This window comes from Methylobacterium gnaphalii (assembly GCF_007992215.1).
GTDB lineage: Bacteria > Pseudomonadota > Alphaproteobacteria > Rhizobiales > Beijerinckiaceae > Methylobacterium > Methylobacterium gnaphalii.
This window is the reverse complement of record NZ_BJZV01000036.1, coordinates 1-18772: the sequence shown is the minus strand read 5'-3', so window position 1 is coordinate 18772 and position 18772 is coordinate 1. Positions and strand designations below refer to the sequence as shown.

The 18772-nt window shown below is 66.0% G+C and carries 19 protein-coding genes; 4 read left to right on the top strand and 15 right to left on the bottom strand.

Annotation, left to right across the window (positions count from 1 at the left end):
* The 7 genes from MGN01_RS20705 to MGN01_RS20675 form a co-directional block, all read right to left on the bottom strand.
* Positions 1 to 2215, bottom strand: a 2215-nt coding sequence (locus MGN01_RS20705; protein ID WP_147048732.1) for a phosphoenolpyruvate carboxylase, incomplete at its 3' end; no start/stop codon positions are given.
* 168 nt (positions 2216 to 2383) lie between these two features.
* Positions 2384 to 3280 carry a succinate--CoA ligase subunit alpha gene (gene sucD, locus MGN01_RS20700; protein ID WP_147048731.1) on the bottom strand — a complete coding sequence of 299 codons (897 nt, stop codon included), beginning with the start codon at positions 3278 to 3280 and terminating at the stop codon, positions 2384 to 2386.
* Positions 3281 to 3306: 26 nt separating this feature from the next.
* Positions 3307 to 4479, bottom strand: a complete 1173-nt coding sequence (locus MGN01_RS20695; protein ID WP_147048730.1) for a malate--CoA ligase subunit beta — start codon at positions 4477 to 4479, stop codon at positions 3307 to 3309.
* Between the two features lie 163 nt (positions 4480 to 4642).
* The gene (gene fchA, locus MGN01_RS20690) at positions 4643 to 5269 is read right to left on the bottom strand and encodes a methenyltetrahydrofolate cyclohydrolase (RefSeq protein WP_147048729.1); all 627 of its coding nucleotides are present in this window, start codon (positions 5267 to 5269) and stop codon (positions 4643 to 4645) included.
* A gap of 3 nt (positions 5270 to 5272) precedes the next feature.
* Positions 5273 to 6139, bottom strand: coding sequence for an NADP-dependent methylenetetrahydromethanopterin/methylenetetrahydrofolate dehydrogenase (locus tag MGN01_RS20685; RefSeq protein ID WP_147048728.1), 867 nt, complete (start codon positions 6137 to 6139; stop codon positions 5273 to 5275).
* A 245-nt stretch (positions 6140 to 6384) separates the two neighbouring features.
* Positions 6385 to 7329 carry a D-2-hydroxyacid dehydrogenase gene (locus tag MGN01_RS20680; protein WP_147048727.1) on the bottom strand — a complete coding sequence of 315 codons (945 nt, stop codon included), beginning with the start codon at positions 7327 to 7329 and terminating at the stop codon, positions 6385 to 6387.
* A 108-nt stretch (positions 7330 to 7437) separates the two neighbouring features.
* Positions 7438 to 8646 carry an aminotransferase class V-fold PLP-dependent enzyme gene (locus MGN01_RS20675; RefSeq protein ID WP_147048726.1) on the bottom strand — a complete coding sequence of 403 codons (1209 nt, stop codon included), beginning with the start codon at positions 8644 to 8646 and terminating at the stop codon, positions 7438 to 7440.
* 660 nt (positions 8647 to 9306) lie between these two features.
* On the opposite strand from MGN01_RS20675, the gene MGN01_RS20670 reads away from it, so the two are divergent.
* From MGN01_RS20670 to rnhB, 3 genes are read left to right on the top strand one after another with little or no spacing between them, the layout of a single operon-like run.
* A complete protein-coding gene (locus MGN01_RS20670; RefSeq protein ID WP_373319180.1) occupies positions 9307 to 10119 on the top strand; it encodes a UDP-2,3-diacylglucosamine diphosphatase in 813 nt (270 codons plus the stop codon).
* Positions 10116 to 11180, top strand: coding sequence for a glycosyltransferase family 4 protein (locus MGN01_RS20665; RefSeq protein WP_147048724.1), 1065 nt, complete (start codon positions 10116 to 10118; stop codon positions 11178 to 11180). Before MGN01_RS20670 ends, MGN01_RS20665 begins: the two co-directional genes overlap by 4 nt.
* A gap of 56 nt (positions 11181 to 11236) precedes the next feature.
* On the top strand, positions 11237 to 11830 hold the full coding sequence (rnhB, locus tag MGN01_RS20660) for a ribonuclease HII (RefSeq protein ID WP_147048723.1): 594 nt from the start codon (positions 11237 to 11239) through the stop codon (positions 11828 to 11830).
* 3 nt (positions 11831 to 11833) lie between these two features.
* Here rnhB and MGN01_RS20655 read toward each other — a convergent pair whose 3' ends face one another.
* On the bottom strand, positions 11834 to 13009 hold the full coding sequence (locus MGN01_RS20655) for a PA0069 family radical SAM protein (protein WP_147048722.1): 1176 nt from the start codon (positions 13007 to 13009) through the stop codon (positions 11834 to 11836).
* A 158-nt stretch (positions 13010 to 13167) separates the two neighbouring features.
* On the opposite strand from MGN01_RS20655, the gene MGN01_RS20650 reads away from it, so the two are divergent.
* Positions 13168 to 13686 (top strand): hypothetical protein, encoded by a 519-nt coding sequence (locus tag MGN01_RS20650; protein ID WP_147048721.1) that lies wholly within the window; start codon positions 13168 to 13170, stop codon positions 13684 to 13686.
* 76 nt (positions 13687 to 13762) lie between these two features.
* Here MGN01_RS20650 and MGN01_RS20645 read toward each other — a convergent pair whose 3' ends face one another.
* From MGN01_RS20645 to MGN01_RS20615, 7 genes are all read right to left on the bottom strand, one after another.
* Positions 13763 to 14050: a hypothetical protein gene (locus MGN01_RS20645; RefSeq protein ID WP_147048720.1), complete on the bottom strand. Its 288-nt coding sequence runs from the start codon at positions 14048 to 14050 to the stop codon at positions 13763 to 13765.
* A gap of 325 nt (positions 14051 to 14375) precedes the next feature.
* Entirely contained in the window at positions 14376 to 15266 is an 891-nt protein-coding gene (gene rfbA, locus MGN01_RS20640) for a glucose-1-phosphate thymidylyltransferase RfbA (protein WP_147048719.1), read from the bottom strand.
* The gene (gene rfbD / locus MGN01_RS20635; RefSeq protein WP_147048718.1) at positions 15263 to 16180 is read right to left on the bottom strand and encodes a dTDP-4-dehydrorhamnose reductase; all 918 of its coding nucleotides are present in this window, start codon (positions 16178 to 16180) and stop codon (positions 15263 to 15265) included. Before rfbD ends, rfbA begins: the two co-directional genes overlap by 4 nt.
* Positions 16181 to 16191: 11 nt before the next feature.
* On the bottom strand, positions 16192 to 17253 hold the full coding sequence (gene rfbB / locus MGN01_RS20630) for a dTDP-glucose 4,6-dehydratase (protein ID WP_147048717.1): 1062 nt from the start codon (positions 17251 to 17253) through the stop codon (positions 16192 to 16194).
* Positions 17254 to 17294: 41 nt separating this feature from the next.
* Positions 17295 to 17846, bottom strand: a complete 552-nt coding sequence (gene rfbC / locus MGN01_RS20625; protein ID WP_147048716.1) for a dTDP-4-dehydrorhamnose 3,5-epimerase — start codon at positions 17844 to 17846, stop codon at positions 17295 to 17297.
* Positions 17847 to 17927: 81 nt separating this feature from the next.
* Positions 17928 to 18329: an energy transducer TonB family protein gene (locus MGN01_RS20620; RefSeq protein WP_147048715.1), complete on the bottom strand. Its 402-nt coding sequence runs from the start codon at positions 18327 to 18329 to the stop codon at positions 17928 to 17930.
* Between the two features lie 79 nt (positions 18330 to 18408).
* Positions 18409 to 18600: a hypothetical protein gene (locus MGN01_RS20615; protein WP_147048714.1), complete on the bottom strand. Its 192-nt coding sequence runs from the start codon at positions 18598 to 18600 to the stop codon at positions 18409 to 18411.
* Between the last annotated feature and the right edge of the window lie 172 nt (positions 18601 to 18772).

Here is an 18772-nt window from a genome sequence, read left to right as displayed (position 1 = left end):
GGCGGGCCGGGCGCGAGCCGATATTGAGCAGCGAGATCTCGTCGAGCGGGCTCGCCTGCTGGAAGTAGTCCACCAGCCCGTCGTGCTGAAGCAGGTTGACGTAGGCCGCGCGCGAGGCGCCCGACAGCGCTTCCAGCACGTCGTCGAACTCGTTGCGCGGCTGGCCCCGCGTCTCGCGCTCGGATCGTAGTGCGTGCTCCAACACTGAGGAGGCGAGTAGCTCCATCTGGTAGGCCGCGGTGCCGCGGTTGGCGTATTTGAACGAGACCACCTCCCCCTGCTCAGTGGTGCGGAACCGTCCGTTGATCGAGCCGGGAGGCTGGGCGAGGATACCGCGCCGCGTCGGCACGCCGCCGCGGCTCACCGAGCCGCCGCGCCCGTGGAAGAAGGCGATGGGCACGCCGGCCTGCTTGCCGAGATCGGTCAACCGGCTCTGCGCCTTCGACAGCTCCCAGTTCGAGGCGATGAAGCCGCCATCCTTGTTCGAGTCGGAATAGCCGATCATGACCTCCTGCACGCCGCCCTGCCAGCGCGTCGAACGACGCACGACAGGAACGTTGAGAAGCTCCTTCATGATGGACGGAGCGGCACGCAGGTCGTCGATCGTTTCGAAGAGCGGCACGATCGGCAACGGGCAGATCTCGGTGCCGGCGGTGTCGAGGAAGATCCCGGCTTCCTTGGCCAGCAGGTAGGCGCCGAGCACATCGTTGGTGGAGCGGGTCATCGACAGGATGAAGCTGCCGAAGGCCTCGCGATCGAGTTGCTCCCGCATCTCTCCGACCAGCGCGAAGGTGGCGAGCGTCTCCTGGGCGTCGTCGGGCAGGTCGTCGAACGTCGCTTCCGGATTGCGCGGGCGCCCGAGTTCGGTCAGCAGCCACTCGCGCCATTCCGGCGTATCCTCTGCCGGCATGACCTTGCGATCGCCGATCTTCTGCTTCCAGAGCGCCTGCAGCGTCTTGGTGGTGCGGGTGGTGTTCTCGCGAAGATCGAGCCTGACAGTGGAGAAGCGAAAGATCTCGACCATCCGGCGCACCGGACGCACGAGGTCGATGGCGATTGATCCGCATTTCGCGTCCGTTAGGCCCTGCTCCAGCACCCGCAGATCGTTGATTAGGCCGTCGGCGCTCGGATAGTCGGCCCCAGTTGAGCGCGAGCCCTTGTTGCGCTGGATCGTGGCTTCGAGCTTGCGCAGGATGCAGGTCAGGAACTGGCGGTAGGGCTCGCCCGGGTTACGGTTGGCGATGGCGCGGCCGTCACCGCTCTCGGAGAGCGCCGCCGCGAGTTCCGTCTTGAAGCTGTCAGGCGTTGGGAGAGAGCGTTCGGTGATGGAGATGACGCGGCCGAGATGGGTGATCTGGTCGCGATAGCGCCGCAGGCTGGCCAGCGCGTTGCGCTGGAGCGTCTCTCGCGTAACCGAAGCGGTGACGTAGGGGTTGCCGTCGCGGTCGCCGCCGATCCAGGAGCCGAACTGGAAGAAGGCTGGCACCTCGAAGGTCTCGTCCGGATAATACTGTGCCAAGCTCTCCTCCAGGGAGTAGAGCATCTCGGGCAGCATCTCGAAGAGAGACTCGTCGAAGAAGTGCAGGCCCCAGGCAACCTCGCGCTCGACGGTGGCCTTCTCCAGGTGCAGCTCGCCCGTCATCCAGACCAGCTCGATCTGGTCGCGCAACTCGTTCATCAGGCCGTTGCGCTCGCGCTCGGTCCAGCGCGGCAACTCCAACTCGCGTAGGACGAGGTAGATCCGGCGCAGCTTCTCGAGCACCGTGACGCGCTTGCCCTCGGTGGGGTGCGCCGTGATGGTCGGGCGGATGCGCAGCTCCTTCAGGAGCGCATGGATTTGTGGCGCCTCGATGCCGTCGGCCGAGGCCTCCGCCAGCACTTTGGCGAAGGATCCGCCGAGCGCTGCACGACCTTCGTCGCGCTCGATATGCCGGCGCCGGCGCATGGCGGCGTTCTGCTCGGCGATCGAGAGCAGCTGGAACCAGATGCCCTGCACTTGCAGGGCGCGCGCCAGCATCTCGGGCGTGTACCGGGAGATATCGGCGCGGCCGTGCAGCACGTCTTCCAGCTCCGGCTCGTGACGGCGTGCGACGTCGACGAGCGCATGGAACAGGATGTCGAGCGCTTCCTTCGACGAGGTGCCCGTGATCACGGGCGGCGCGAAAGTGTCGCCGCTGGTGGCGGGGGTCGGGGCGGTTTGCAGGGTGACGATCATGGGTTGGTCACCTCTGGTGCCGGTGAAAGTCCCTCTCCCCTCTGCGGGAGAGGGTGGCCCGCGAAGCGGGCCGCGAGAGGGGTGCGAATGGTCTAGAAGAGGGCTCTCCCCTCTCCCGCCTTGCATCCGCAAGGCACCCTCCCCGCAGAGGGGAGGATTGGGCGGGTGCTACGCCGCCTTGCGCCGGTTCAGCACCTCGGCCACGGTCGTGCCGAACGAGCCTGGATCGGGCGCGACGGTCAGACCGTAGCTCCTCATGATCTCGGCCTTCTCTGCCGCACTGTCGCCAGAGGCGGAGATGATCGCGCCGGCGTGGCCCATGCGGCGTCCCTTCGGCGCGGTGAGGCCGGCGACGAAGCCAACCACCGGTTTGGAGAAATTTTCCTTGATCCAGGCCGAGGCCTCGGCTTCCTGCGGACCGCCGATCTCACCGATGATCAGGACGGCGTGGGTGTCCGGATCCTGCTCGAACAGGGCGAGGTGGTCGAGGAAGGACGAGCCGTTGATGGGGTCACCGCCGATGCCGACCGAGGTCGAGATGCCGATGCCGAGTTCCTTAAGCTGTGCGGCTGCCTCGTAGCCGAGCGTGCCGGAGCGCGAGATCACGCCGACATTGCCCTGCTTGTAGATGTGGCCGGGCATGATGCCGAGCATCGACTTGCCGGGCGAGATAATGCCGGCGCAGTTCGGGCCGACCACCATGGTGCGACGCTCTTTGGGATAGCGCATCAGGTAGCGCTTCACGCGCATCATGTCCTGCGCCGGGATGCCGTCGGTGATCGAGCAGACAAGCTTCAGGCCCGCATCAGCCGCCTCCATGATCGCGTCCATGGCGAAGGGGGGCGCGACGAAGGTGATCGAGGTGGTCGCCCCCGTCTCGCGCACCGCATCCTTCACGGTGTTGAACACCGGAACGCCGACATGGGTCTTGCCGCCCTTTCCAGGCGTCACGCCGCCGACAACGTTGGCGCCGTACTCGATCATCTCCTTGGCGTGGAACGTACCCTTGTCGCCGGTAATGCCCTGGACCAGGATCGGGGTCTTTTCGTCGATGAGAATGCTCATGGCGTAACTCCTCCCTTGTCTCAGGCTTATTGCTTGGCAGCCTTACCGGCCTCGACCGCTTTCCGAGCGGCTTCGGCTAGGCTGTCGGCGGTGATGAGGTCGAGCTTCGAGTCCTCGAGGATCTTCTTGCCGGCCTCGACGTTCGTGCCCGCCAAGCGCACCACCAGCGGTACACTGAGCTTCACTTCCTTGGCCGCCTGAACGACACCCTCGGCGATCCAGTCGCAGCGGTTGATGCCGGCGAAGATGTTCACGAGGATCACCTTCACGTTGTCGTCCGAGAGAACGAGGCGGAAGGCCGTCGCGACGCGTTCAGGGCTGGCACCACCGCCGACGTCGAGGAAGTTCGCGGGCGAGCCGCCGGCGTGCTTGATCATGTCCATGGTGGCCATGGCGAGCCCAGCACCGTTGACGATGCAGCCGATCTCACCGTCGAGGCCGATGTAGTTGAGGTTGTGCTCGGCGGCCTGCGCCTCGCGCGGATCGCTCTGCGACGGATCGTGCATATCGGCGATGTTGCGGCGGCGGAACAGGGCATTGTCGTCGAAGGACATCTTAGCATCGAGCGCCAGCACACGGTCATCCTTGGTGACCACAAGCGGGTTGATCTCGAGCATGGTGCCGTCGCAATCGCGGAACGCCCGGTAGGCGTTCATGATCGTCTTCACGGCGGCCGAGACCTGTTTGATGTTCAGGCCAAGCTGGAAGGCGATCTCGCGCGCCTGGAACTGCTGCAGACCCACCGCCGGCTCGACGACGACCTGGATGAGCGCCTCGGGGTCCTTCTCGGCGATCTCCTCGATGTCCATGCCGCCATGCTTGGAGGCGATGACGCGCACGCGCTCCGCCTTCCGGTCCAGCACGTAGCCGAGATAGATCTCGCGATCGAAGGGGTCGGCGGTCTCGACGTAGACACGCTGGACCGGTTTGCCCTCGGGGCCGGTCTGCAGAGTGACGAGACGCTTGCCGAGCATGTTCTTGGCGGCGTCACGGACCTCGTTATAGGTCCGGCACAACTTGATTCCGCCGGCCTTGCCGCGAGCGCCGGCATGGATCTGCGCCTTCACTGCCCAGAACGAGCCGCCGAGCTCGGTCGCCGCGTAGACGGCCTGGTCGGGGCTGAAGGCGACGGCACCTTTGGCCACGGCCACGCCGAAGCTCGCGAGCAGCTCCTTGGCCTGATACTCGTGAACGTCCATCGAAGACCTCCTCCGCGTTTCCTTTTGCGAAGCATCCTCGCGTAAAAGTCAGTTCACGTGAAGCTGCCTGCGCTTGAACTTTTTCTTCTCTAGCAATTCAATTTGCTTGCCTGCCAGTTGTTTGCAGAATTCATTCAAAGCGGAGCCGATGGCGGGAGGCAGCTCAACTGAGCTTGTTCTTGACGACTTCGTAGACGCGCTCGTTGATGGCCGAGGCTTCGCTGAGCAGGCCCTCGAGTTCCTTGAGCCGCTCGTCGGCGAAGGCGCGATCGTCCAGACCCTTGGCGTTGACGTAGACGTTGAGCGCTGCGCTGCGCAGGCCTGCGAAGGCCGAGAGCACGGCGACGCCGGCATCGGAGATCACGTTGAGATTACCCTTGTCTGCGACGGGCACGGCGAGGTCGATCACCTCGCGGCAGACCCGGCAGCAGGCAAGCGGAACGTCGGTGGCGACCTTCAGCGCCGCCTGGATCTTCTCTGCCCGCGCGGCCTTCTCCTCGTCGGTGTTCTTCGGGAGCCCGTAGGCCGCCATCACCGCATCGAAGGCTTCGACATCGTCGGCGATCATGCCGGTGAGCGTCGCGCGCAGTTCTTCGGATTTGGCAAGGACGCCCTTCAGCTCTTCCTCGACCTCGACGTACTTCTTCTTGCCGATGGTGAGGTTACACACCATCGACAGCAGCGCCGCGCCCATGGCGCCGGAGATCGCGGCGGCACCGCCGCCGCCAGGGGTTGGGGCCGAACTCGCCAGCCCGTCGAGGAACGTCGCGATGGTCTCGTTCTTGGCCATGGCTCAGGCCATCTCTTTTGCGAGAGCGTAGATGTTCTCGGCGTCGAACACGCCTTCGCTGGACTCGAAGAGCTTTGCGATGCAGGCGCGATGCAGCTTGAGCTTGAGGCCGCCGATGCCGAGGGCGCCTAAGGCGAGCTTGCCGTTGTAGTCCTTGGCCTTGTCGGTGGCCTCGATGCCGCCGATCCCGAGCGGGGGCTGGGCGTTGTAGTCGGCGACGATCTCGATGGACGCCTCGTTCTGCCAAGCGGCAGCCGGAACCAGTTCCAACCCGATGGCGCCGGCCGCGAAGACGAGGTTCTGGCCCTTGATGATCGCGGCGCGCGAGGCGTCATCCGGAGTCTCGGCGGCTTTGACGTTGACCTTGAAGCGCTGATTGATGGCATCGGCCGCGGCCTGGGCCTTGTCGAGCTTGCGTCCGCAGATCGTGACCTCAGCGCCTTCGCCGGCCAGAAGCGCCGCGGAGCGCATGCCGACCGGGCCGGTGCCGGCCAGAACAACGGCCTTCTTGCCCTTCACCGAGCCGCCGGCCGCCTTGACGGCAAGCGCGACGCCGGCCGCGGCTGTGGTGTTCGAGCCGTTGGAATCGAGCATCACAGAGACGCGGAACGGGCCGAAGAAGCGTTTCTGCACCGCCTCGAACACACGCTCGCCGGCCGCCATGTCGCCGCCACCGACGAAGATCGCCGTCGACTGCTTCTCCCGGCCACCGCGGGTGTAGATGGTGCCGTCGACATAGGCGCCGACGTTCTCGGGGGTGACGTTGCCGTATCCGGTGATGTGATCGGCGCCGCCATCATAGCCGACGACCACGTCGAACACGCTCGGAGCGGCATCCGTGTCGAATTGGAAGAGCAGCTTCTTGGTCATAATTCCTCTGGTCGATTGAGCCCGCGCCGGGCGCGGAGCAGTTCTTCTTTTGGCCGATCAAACGGCCTCGTTCATCCGTGGGCCGAACCCGCAACAATCCTCCGCTGAGGTGCTCCGAAGGAGCCTCGAAGCAAGCTCGACCGTTCGTTTCATCCCTCGGCCCTCCGCCTCAGACAAAGCGTGGTGCTGGGCTTCACGGCGGCTCCTCAATATGAGGAGCTTGGGCACCGCCCCCAACAGCACCACTACGCCTCGACGACGTTCTGCGGCTTGCCGGCGACCCAGGCCTCGACGTTGTCGACGAGCTGATCGGCGAGGATCTGCATCGCCTCTTTCGAGGCCCAGGCGACGTGCGGGGTGACGATGAGGTTCGGCAGATCCTGCTCGCAGAGGATGTTGCCATCCTTCGGCGGCTCCTGCGCCACCACGTCGAAGCCAGCGCCACCGATCGTGCCGTTCTTCAGCGCCTCGACCAGAGCCTGTTCGTCGACGAGGCCGCCGCGGGCCGTGTTGATGAGAAGCGCGTGCTTCTTCATCTTCCTCAGCTGCTCTGCGCCGATCATGCCCTTGGTGTCGGGCGTCAGCGGCACGTGCAGTGTGATGACATCGCTGTCGCGCAAGATGGTGTCGAAATCGACGAGGCCCGGCTGGTCGAAGACATCGTAAGCGATGACCTTCATGCCGAGCGCCTCGGCCCGCTTGCCGATCGATTTCCCCAGCGCACCGTAGCCGACGATGCCGAGCGTCGAGCCGGCAATGTCATGGATCGGATAGTCGAAGTAGCAGAACTGGCTCGACTTGTTCCAATCGCCCCGGCGAACCGAGTTCGCATAGGGAACGATGGCGCGGCGCAGCGCGAACATCAGCCCGATCACGTGCTCGGGCACAGTGTTAAAGGCGTAGTTGCGGATGTTGACGACCGTGATGCCTTGCTCTTTCGCCTGCTTCTTGTCGACCACGTCGGTTCCGGTGGCGGCAACGGCGATGAGTTTGAGGTCCGGCAGCTGCTTGAGGACGTCGGCCCGCATCGGAACCTTATTGATCAAAGCGATCTCGGCGCCCTTCAGGCGTTCGATGATCTCCTCGGGCGTCCAGGTCGAGTCGTATTCCTTGTAGTCGTGCGGGAAGCTGAAGCTCCGCACCTTCGCGTCGAGGGATTCGCGGTCGAGGAAGACGACTTTCTTGGTCATCGGTGATCCCTGTCATGGGCCCGTGGCGGTGGCGTCCGCCCGAGCGTTCTTGATGATGTCAGTCAGGGTATGCTTCGGGGCCGACCGGATCGGCCCCGAAGCGCAGTATTACGACTTGAAAAGCGGGTTCTCGCGCAGGTAGCTCGAAGCCGCTGCGACGCCCGAGCCCGGGGTCACCTTCACGCCGTTGTCGATCATGGACATTTCGGCACCGGCGATGGCGCCGAGGAGCGACAGCTCGTTCAGGTCACCGACATGGCCAATACGGAAGACCTTGCCGGCGACCTCTGACAGACCGGCGCCGAGCGCGAGGTTGTAGCGGACGAAGGCGTGCTTGATGATCGCGGCGGCGTCGACACCCTCCGGCACCACGATCGCGGTGACGGTGTCGGAGTTCCACTTGGGCTCCTTGGCGCAAGTCTTGAGACCCCAGGCCGCGACAGCCTGACGGGTCGCCTCACCGAGCACGTGGTGACGGTGGTAGACGTTCTCGAGACCTTCCTCGTTGAGGCAGGCGAGCGCCTCGCGCAGGCCGTAGAGCAGCGGAACCGACGGCGTGTAGGGGAAGTAGCCTGCCGGGTTCTGCTTCATCATGTCCTCCCAGTCGAAATAGACATGGGCGAGACGGTCATTGTTGCCGCGAAGCGCCTCGGAGGCCTTGAGCGCCTTCGGGCTGATGCAGATGACACCAAGGCCGGCCGGCAGCATCAGACCCTTCTGCGAACCGGCGATGGCGCAATCGACCTTCCACTCGTCGGCGTAGAACGGCAGCGAACCGATCGAGGACACCCCGTCGACGAAGAGCAGGGCCGGGTGGCCAGCAGCGTCGATCGCTTTGCGCACGGCGCCGATATCCGAGGTCACGCCGGTGGCGGTCTCGTTATGGACAACCATGACGGCCTTGATCTCGTGGTTCTTGTCCTCGCGCAGGGCCTGCTCAATCTTGGCCGGATCGGCGCCGGTACCCCAGGCCTCTTCCTGGACGATCACGTCGAGGCCAATGCGCTTGGCCATGTCGATCCAGAGGTGGCTGAACTGGCCGAAGCGCGAGGTGAGCACCTTGTTGGTACGCGCCAGCGTATTGGTCAGCGCCGATTCCCAGATGCCCGTGCCGGAGGCCGGGAACAGGATGACGGTGCCGTCGGTCGACCCGAACACCTTCTTGGTGTCCTGGAACAGCGGCTTGGTCAGCGCGGGGAAATCGACAGAGCGGTGATCCTCGGAGGGCACCAGCATCGCACGTTGCACGCGGTCCGGGATGTTCGTCGGACCCGGAACGAAGAGGTGGTTGCGACCAGGCCGTCTCGTTGCCGCCATGAGTGTATCCTCCAAATCCTGTCTTTACCGGCCGGGCATCAAGCCCGATCCTGTCATCACGTCGTGGTGGGCCATCCCCACCGTGAATTCAATCCCGCAGTCGGACGGCTGTAAGACCCCGTTTCGGCGGGCGCCATCGTTCCGTCGGACGCGTTCTAGACCTGCATCGGTTCCGCGTCTTTGCAGATCCTGCCTGTCCCGACGACGTCCCTCGGCCTGCCGGAAACACTGCGAGTTACGGAGCAGCGAACCGGCGGGTGCCGATCGCGTCGCGGCGTGCTGTCCACGCCGGTCGCCTCCGAATTCTCGCTGCGCTCGATGCCTCAGCCGCAGCCCATCTTCAAGGGCACGGCGAGAGTGTCGAGCGTTCCTATCCCGTTAAAGGGGACCGGCCGTTGCCATGGCACCCGCCGGCGCCCAGCCGACAGACCGCCATGAATCTCGTTGAGCCGATGATGCCTGCCCTGTAGCCGAAAGGAAAACTCAAAAAACTCAAGCGGATGGCAAAAAGAATTTCCCCGCGCCGAGCGCTGATCCAGCATTAATGCCACGCATGACCCTGGCCGCCGTGCTTATACGCGACCAGCGTCATCAAACTGATACGGGATTTCGGTTTGGCTCCATACCCGGAAAGGTGGGGAGGAGCGGGTGGCGGAGAATATGGAAGAGACGCTCCGCGTGCGCACACTCTTTCTGTCCGACACGCATCTCGGCACCAAGGGCTGTCAGGCGGGGCTGTTGCTTGACTTCCTGCGCGAGGTCGAAGCGGACACAATCTACCTCGTCGGCGATATTGTCGATGGATGGCAGCTGCGATCGAGCTGGTACTGGCCTCAGGCTCATAACGACGTGGTGCAGAAGCTTCTGCGTAAGGTGCGCAAGGGCGCCCACGTCGTCTACATCCCGGGCAACCACGACGAGTTCCTGCGCGATTATATCGGCACCACCTTCGGCGGCGTCGAGCTTGCCGAGAGCCACATCCATGTCGGCGCCGACGATAGGCGCTACCTCGTGATCCATGGCGACCAGTTCGACATGGTGGTGCGCCATTCAAAGTGGCTCGCCCATCTCGGCGACGGCGCCTACACGGCCGCGCTCACAATCAATACCGTCCTCAACAAGGTGCGACGGCGCCTCGGCCTGTCCTACTGGTCGCTCTCCGCCTGGGCGAAGCTGAAGGTCAAGAACGCCGTCAACTTTATCGGTAGGTTCGAGGAGTTCCTGGTCGGCGAGGCGCGACGGCAGGGCGTCGACGGCGTGGTCTGCGGTCACATCCACCATGCCATGAACCGCGACATCGACGGCTTCACCTACATCAACACGGGTGACTGGGTGGAATCCTGCACGGCGGCGGTCGAGCATTACGACGGCCGCATGGAGGTGCTGCACTATCCCAGCATGCTGCGGGAGCGGGCCGCCGCCCCGACGCAGGCCGCGCATGGCGTCGATACCCCGTCCCGGGCCGTCGCGTGAGGCTGCTGATCGCCACGGATGCTTGGCACCCCCAGGTGAACGGGGTCGTGCGGTCGCTTGAGCAGATGGTGCGTGCAGGCGAGGCGCAGGGCGTGGAGCCGATCTTCCTGACGCCGCAGGATTTCCGCTCGGTGCCGATGCCGGGCTACACCGAGATCCGGCTCTCCTTCGTGACTCGGGCCGGCCTCATCCGGGCCTTCGATGGCCATGCGCCGACCCATGTCCACATCGCCACCGAGGGGCCGATCGGCTACGCGGCGCGGCGTGCCTGCCTCGCCAGGGGGCGACCCTTCACAACGAGCTACCATACCCGCTTTCCCGAATACCTTGCGGCCCGCGCACCTGTGCCGAAACGCTGGAGCTACGCCTGGCTGCGCCGCTTCCACGCAGCAGCGAGCGGTACCATGGTGAGCACGGCCTCGCTGAAGCGCGAGCTCACCGCCCGCGGCTTCGCGAACCTGATGACCTGGACCCGCGGCGTCGACACCGAGCTGTTCCGCCCCCAGGTGAGCGATGCGTTGGCCGGCATCCCTGGACCGATCTTCCTGTTCGTTGGGCGCGTCGCCGTCGAGAAAAACATCTCGGCTTTCCTCGGGCTCGACCTGCCGGGCACCAAGGTGGTTGTCGGCGACGGGCCGGATCGGGCACGCCTGCAGGGGCTGCACCCCGAAGCGCGGTTCCTCGGCATCAAGACGGGCGAGGAGTTGGCCCGGATCTACGCGGCCGCCGACGTCTTCGTCTTCCCAAGCCTCACCGATACCTTTGGCATCGTGCTGCTGGAGGCCTTGGCCTGCGGCCTGCCGGTGGCGGCCTTTCCAGTGACCGGTCCCCTGGATGTCCTCTCGGGAACCGGCGCCGGCGTGCTCGACGACGACTTGCGTGCGGCTGCCCTCGCCGCCTTGGAAATTCCGCGTGAGCGCTGCCGCGAGGAGGCCTTGCGCCATAGCTGGGCCGAGAGTGCGCGCCAATTCTACCGCAACATCGAGATGGCCCATGCGGTCGGGTTGATGCGGGCGGCCCAGCGCAACAGGCAGCCGACGAGGATCGTCGAACTCGGGTGACGCAGGCCCGCCGGGATGCAAGAAGCCTTCTCCCGTCTCCTCGAGCTCCAAGCTCCATGCGTCCCTTCGATCCTGCCCAGGTCGCCAAGTATCCTGCCGTGATTGGCTGCGACGAGGTCGGCCGCGGGGCCTTATGCGGGCCCGTCATGGTCGCGGCCATCTGGTTCAACCCGCTGCTGTTTCCGCCGCACCTGCTCGCTCGGCTCGACGACAGCAAGCGCCTCGACCGGGCCACGCGCAAGGCGCTGACGCCGCTGATCCGCGCCCATGCCCAGGTCGCCCTCGCGGCCGCCTCCTGCGGGCTGGTCGACCGGATCAACGTACGCGCCGCGACTCTCGATGCCATGCGCCGTGCCGTGACCCGGCTCGGGGTCGATGCTCCCGTACTGGTAGATGGCCGCGATATCGTGCCGGGCCTTCCCCTGCCCTGCCGGGCTGTCGTCGGCGGTGATCGAAAGATCCCGCAGATCGCCGCCGCCTCCATCGTCGCCAAGACATGCCGGGACGAGGTGATGCGGCGGCTATCGCTCCGCCATCCGGCCTATGCCTGGGAGCGCAATGCCGGCTACGGCACTGCGGCCCATCTCGCCGGGCTGACGGCGCAGGGCCGCAGCCCCCATCACCGCGTGAGTTTCACGCGCCGGTTCTGAGGCTCAGAGCAGGTTGAGCTGATCGCCCGGCTTCTCCGGCCGGCGAAACAGGTCGACACGCTGCCGAAACGGCTGCTGCGCATAGTCGAGCCGGGTCTTGGCTAGGCGGAAGCGGAGGCGGATGAGGTCGGCATAGGGCCCCTCGCCGATCATCCGGGTGCCCCACTGACAATCGTAGCTCCTACCGCCACGGGCTTGCCCGAGCAGAGAGAAGACGTGGTTGCGTCGGCCCGGATAATGCTCGGCGAACCAGTCGCTGACGAGCCCGTCGAGCTCGTGCGGCAGCCGCAGCAGGACGTAGTTTGCTTCAATCGCGCCGGCCTTCCGGGCCGCCTCCAACACGGCTTCGATCTCATGGTCGTTGATGGAGGGGATGATGGGAGCCATGATCACCATCACCGGAATGCCAGCCTCGGAGAGACCACGGATGGCAGCGAGACGCTTCTGCGGATGCGGCGCGCGCGGCTCCATGCGACGGGCCAGCTCGGCATCGAGCGTGGTCAGCGAGATCGCGACCTTGACGAGGCCGTCTGCCGCCATCGCTGAGAGGATGTCGCGGTCGCGCAGAACGAGGCTGGATTTCGTGACGATGCCGACGGGATGGTGGAAGCGCGCGAGCACCTCCAGCACCCCACGCGTCAAGCGGTGCTCACGCTCGATCGGCTGGTACGGATCGGTTGCCGTGCCGAGCGCGACGGTGCGGGGCATATAAGTCGGGCGCGAAAGATCCTGCTCCAGGGCAGCGACCGCGCCGGACTTCGCGAACAGTTTCGTCTCGAAATCCAGACCTGGCGAGAGTCCGACATAGGCATGGTTCGGCCGCGCGAAGCAGTAGATGCAGCCGTGCTCGCAGCCGCGGTAGGGATTGATCGAACGATCGAAGCCGATGTCGGGCGAGGTGTTGTAGGTGATCAATGTCCGGGCCGCTTCCCTGCTCACGGAGGTGCGGGCGGGCGTGAGCATCGGCCTCCGCACAAGCACGGCATCATCATCGATAGGCTCATCCGCAATGTTGGCGGCTGGCGTCCCCCAGCCGTCGTCGAAATCCTCGCGGAAGGCTTGTTCGAAACGCCCGGTGGGATTGGCTGTCGCGCCGCGTCCGGGCCGAAGCTCAGGCTGAAGCCGCGTCCCAGCGGTCCGCCGCGCCTTCGTCCCGGAGTCAGGTTTCGAGAAGGCCATCGCCACTTCGGTCTCAGCATCAGACAAGCTAGAACATAAAGTGAACACTGGAGCGGATCGATGCCCATAATGTGGGCATCATGGGGATTTGCCCGGGATTCCGGCGACACTGGTCCAAAGCCGCTTGGTCTCGCGAAAAAATGCGTTATGGGCGCTGGATGATCTCGGCCCTAATCCTCGTGGCCCAACCCGACGAGCCGGAGGCGGTGGAGCAGCTCGCCGATACGCTGACCGCCTTGGTCGATGGCGTGGCGGCAGGGCTCGTGGCCGACGCGGTCATCGTGTCGGCAAAAGGTTCTGAGGCGCTGGAGACCATCGCCGATGGGTCGGGTGCCGCCCTCGTTGTCAGTGGCGCAGAGAGCCCGTTGAGGGCAGCCGCCCGAGCAGCGCGCCGCGACTGGCTGCTCTGCCTAGAGGCCGGCGATTTGCCCCGCGAGGGCTGGATCCGCAGCATCGACCGCTTCGTCGGTACGGCCCGGCCGGATGTCTCGCTCGCTCGCATGCAACGGTCGCGCGCAAAGCCGAACGACCGCCTGCGGTCCCTCGTCGAAGGCCTGATCGGCGTCGCGCGTCCGCGCCCGGGTGACCTCGTCCGGCGCGCCGCCCTGCTCGCGGGCTCAAATCTTGTCCCGCGCCGGCGACCGAAAATCCTGGCGGCGTGGCTCGACCGCGCCTGAGGGATAGGCTCTCGTCCCGCCGCCACTTGATCAGGCGGTAAGCGCAATCTTGGGACGAAGTTAGTGGAAGCGGTCTTCACCCCGTCGCCAGCCGCACCTCCCCCGTCGCCACATCCGCCGCGGCCAGGCGCGGCCCGCGGATTCCCGGTTCGGCCTGCTCGAAAGCATCGAGAGCAGCGTTCAGGGCGTTCACCGTGGCACCGGGACTGTCCGCCACCGCCGGGCGTGCCGCCTCGGCGAGGCGGGTGAGCAGCGTCTGCTCATGCTGAGGGTGGATTGAGCCGGAGGCCTGCTGAGCATAGGCCGAGTAGGTGCCCTCGGCGAGGCGGCGCGCGGTGATGTCGAGGGCAGGTGTGTCGCTCATGAGGGCTCCGGCATATCATCGAGGTGAAGGAGAGATCTCGGGCGCCGCACGAAAAAGTCTCCCTGCCGCAGCATGTCGCACCCGCGCGGGCGTTGGACAGATGGCACCGTCTCTCGCATCATAGTGGGCATTAGGGATTGACGACCCGCTCCATATGCCTCGCTTGCCCTAGGTATGCCGTCATCCTAACGCGCTGGCTGGCCGGTCGCCTTCCACTCACGCCACATCGTCCGGGGTGCGCGTGATAAACCACCGCCCTGAGGCCGCAAACGTCAGCTCTCGCTGAGGCCTATCACCGGATATTCGGGCTGAGACCGGAGGGGCGTCAGTCGGCCGCGTCCGCCGCACTCACTTCGCGTGCGAGCCTGAGGAGGCTTTTCCCGTAGTTTGTCTTGGCGAAGAGTTCGCCGCGGGCGACGAGCTGCTCGCGGGTGATGAAGCCTTGCAGGTAGGCGATCTCTTCGAGGCAGGCAACCTGGAGACCTTGCCGGTTCTGCAGCGTGCGCACGAACTCGGAGGCCTCCAAGAGGCTGTCATGCGTGCCGGTGTCGAGCCAGGCATAGCCCCGGCTCATCGTCTCGACATGAAGCTGGCCGCGATCGAGATAGGCCTGGTTGACGCTCGTGATCTCAAGCTCGCCCCGCTCGGACGGGGTCACCTGTGCCGCGATGTCGACGACCTGGTTGTCGTAGAAGTAGAGCCCCGTCACCGCCCAGGGGCTCTCCGGCTGCCGCGGCTTCTCGACGAGCTTCACGGGCCGACCCTGCTTGTCCAGGCTGACCACGCCGTAGGCCTCCGGGTGATCGACATGGTAGGCGAAGACGGTGGCGCCCTCTTTCCGCTCGGCCGCCGAGCGCAGCAGCTCGCTCATGCCTGAGCCGAAGAACAGGTTGTCACCGAGCACCAGCGCGACGGGGTCGGTTCCGACAAAGTCCCGGCCGATGATGAAGGCCTGGGCCAGGCCCTCCGGCCGCGGCTGTACCGCGTAGGAGAAGCTCAGCCCGAACTGCTCGCCCGAACCCAGCAGGCGCTGGTAGTTGCCGAGATGCTCCGGCGAGGAGATGATCAGGATCTCGCGGATGCCGGCGAGCATCAGCACCGAGACGGGGTAGTAGATCATCGGCTTGTCGTAGACGGGCAAGAGCTGCTTGTTGATGGCAAGCGTCGCCGGATGCAGCCGCGTGCCGGAGCCGCCGGCGAGGACGATGCCCTTCATGGAATGGCCTTTGTGATGTCTCGTGTCGTGTCTGTCGGCGGCCCGACGAGCCGGTCGAGGATGTCGTCGAGCGCCGCCTGCCAGGACCGTGGGGTGATGCCGTAGGCAGTGCTCAAGGTGGCCGTCGAGAGCTGCGAGTTGGCCGGGCGTCGTGCCGGTGTCGGATAGGCACTTGTCGGGATGCCCTCGACCGGGATCAGGCGGCCCCCGCGGCGGGCGTTGCCCGCAACGATGGCCTCGGCAAAGCCGTGCCAGGTCGTGGCGCCCGCATTGACGCAGTGGAATGTGCCGGTTGGCGCGTCCGGGTCTTCGGCGAGGCGCAGGGCGATCGTGGCCAAAGCCGCGGCAAGGTCGGCAGCCGAGGTCGGGCAACCGTGCTGATCGTTCACCACCGTGAGCCTGTCGCGCTCGCCCGAGAGCCGCAGCATGGTCTTCACGAAGTTGCCCCGGTGCGGGCTGACCACCCAGGCGGTGCGCAGAACCGCATGGCGCGGATTGCCGGTGCGAACCGCCATCTCGCCGGCCGCCTTGCTTGCTCCGTACACGCTGGTGGGACCGATCGGGGCGTCCGGCTCGTAGGCGCCGCTGCCGGACCCGTCGAACACGTAGTCCGTCGAGACATGGACCAGCGGGATGGCCCTGCGTGCCGTCTCGGCGGCGAGGATGGCCGGCGCCAGCGCGTTGAGCCGCCAGGCGGCCGCCACCTCGCTCTCGGCCCTGTCGACGGCCGTATAGGCGGCCGTGTTGATCACCGCCGCCCAGTCACGCTCCGCGATGATGCCCGCCACCGCGGCCTCGCTGGTGATGTCGAGCGCCGCGCGGGCGGGCGCATGCACCCGCACGCCCTCCGGCCAGGCATAGGCCTGGAGCTCCGTGCCGACCTGTCCGGCTCCGCCGAGGATGAGGATGTCCATCGCGCGATTGCTCAGGCTTGCTTGGCCGGCGCGAGCCCGAGGCGCTCGCCGGTGTAGCGGCCCTCGCGGATCGGCCGCCACCAGCGCTCGTTGTCGAGATACCAGCGCACCGTCTCCTCCAGCGCCGCCTCGAACACCTTCTGAGGCCGCCAGCCGAGCTCGGCTTCCGCCTTGGAGCAGTCGATGGCGTAGCGCCGGTCGTGGCCGGGCCGGTCGGTGACGAAGTGGATCAACGTGTCATGCGGCGCGCGGGCGGGACGAAGCCGATCGAAGGCGGCGCAGATCCCCTTCACCGTGGCGAGGTTGTTCTGCACCGAGCGGCCGCCCAGCAGATAGGTCTCGCCGACCCGGCCCCGCTCCAGCACGGCGACCAAGCCCCGGGCGTGATCCTCGACATGGATCCAGTCGCGCTCGTTCAGGCCGTCGCCGTAGACCGGCAGGGCTTTGCCCTCCAGCGCGTTGAGGATCATCAGCGGGATCAGCTTCTCCGGGAAGTGGCGCGGCCCATAATTGTTCGAGCAGTTCGTCACCAAGACCGGCAGGCCGTAGGTCTCGTGCCAGGCGCGTGCGAGGTGGTCGGAGGCCGCTTTCGAGGCCGAGTAGGGCGAGCGCGGATCGTAGCGGCTCTCCTCGGTGAAGAAGGCGCCCTCGGGCAGCGAGCCGTAGACCTCGTCGGTGGAGACGTGGAGGAAGCGGAAGGCCGCGCGCCTCTCCTCCGGCAAGCCCTCCCAATACGTCCTGGCGCCATCGAGCATCACCTGCGTGCCGACGACATTGGTGCGCACGAACGCGCCCGGATCGGTGATCGAGCGGTCGACATGGCTCTCGGCGGCCAGATGCATCACCGCTTGGGGCGCGAACTCGGCAAACAGGGCGTGGACCCGGGCCGGATCGCAGATGTCGGCCTGCACCAGCCGATGCCGCTCGCTGCCATCGAGCGGCGCGAGCGAGATCGGGTTGGCGGCATAGGTCAGCGCGTCGAGCGTCAGCACCTCGTGGCCGAGATCCTGAACGAGATGCAGGACGAGGGCCGAGCCGATGAAGCCGCAGCCGCCGGTCACGATGATGCGCATTCCAGGTCTCTCCGTCGGCCGCGGCGCAGCCCTGCCGCCAGTTAGAACAGCTCCGGGGCATCAGCGAGGCGCGGCGCGGCCCTGTCCTTGGCCGAGAGCGACGCCTCGGCCTCGCCGACCGGCCAACTGATGCCGATCTCGGGATCGTTCCAGGCGATGGCCCGGTCGTGAGCCGGGCTGTAATAGGCATCGACCTTGTAGGCGACCATGGTGTTCGGCTCCAGGGTGCAGAAGCCGTGGGCGAAGCCGTGCGGCACGAAGAGCTGCTCGCCGCCCTCCGCATCGAGGCGTACCGCGACGTACTTCCCGAAGGTGGGCGAACTGCGCCGGATGTCGACCGCCACGTCGAGGATCGCACCGGCGAGCACCCGCACGAGCTTCGCCTGTGCCGCCGGCGGGGTCTGGAAGTGCAGGCCGCGCAGCGTCCCGGCCGGGGCCGAGAAGGACTGGTTGTCCTGTACGAACAGGTTGGCGATGCCGGCCTGCGCCAGCCGATCGGCCCGGTACACCTCGGAAAACCAGCCCCGGTTGTCGCCGTGCCGCCCAGGGATCACACGCTTCACTCCAGAAAGCGCCGTCTCAATTATTTGCATCGTCGCCCCCGGAGAATGCCGCGTCCGCCCGTGGCGCTTTCCAGGGTGTGGGGAGCCGGAGTCAAGCGCGTGACGCCTCACTCAATCCGGCCGTCCAAGCTCCACAGGAAAAGCCAGTTCCGTAAACCCCTCCAACGTCAGCAGCTTCTCCGGTGGCGGTGCGAACGGAGAGGCGGCTTCGGCAGCTTGAAGGGCACGGGCGTCGAGAGCCGGGGAACCGGAGCTTTCTTCGATCGCGGCGCCTTCCAGGGTGCCGTCCGCGGCGATGCGGACACGGATCGTCACCTTGCCGCCGGGCGTTGCGGTGGCCGATTTCTCGCCAGCCCGGCTGATCTTGGTCACTACCATCGATACCCAACCCTCCGTACTCAGCCGTGCCGCGGGCCGCGGCTTCGTTGCAGGCTCCGGGCGGGCCGCGGCGTGCTGGGAGATACCGAGCAGCGTCATCAGCAGGAGGCACGGCAGAACGAGTCGCGGCGGCATCGACGAGGGGCTCCGGGAACGCAGGTGAAACGAAAAAGGGCGCCCGCGGGCGCCCTCGATGCGTCGGCAGTCTCGCCGCTTACATCTTCTTTTTCTTCATTGACTTCGATTGCATCTTGCCACCGGACATCTTGCCGCTAGAGGCACCGCCACCATCCGCGTTCGAGCCGGTCTGCATCGTAGAATTGCCGCTGGCCGCTGAGGCGCCGGTGGCACCTATGCCGATGGTACCGAAAGCGAGTGCGGCGACGAGGGCGAGGGCCAATCTCATTGTTTCACTCCCTGAATGATGAAGCTGAGCGTAGTTTGTTGTCTTCGAACAACAGATCGATACCGGCTCGGTTCCTCAGGCGAGAGTTGGGATGCAAGACCCCACCGCATTCCGCCAACGCCTTAAGTTCGGGCGCACAAGGGTGCCGTCTTCGCATGCACTGGTATCACTA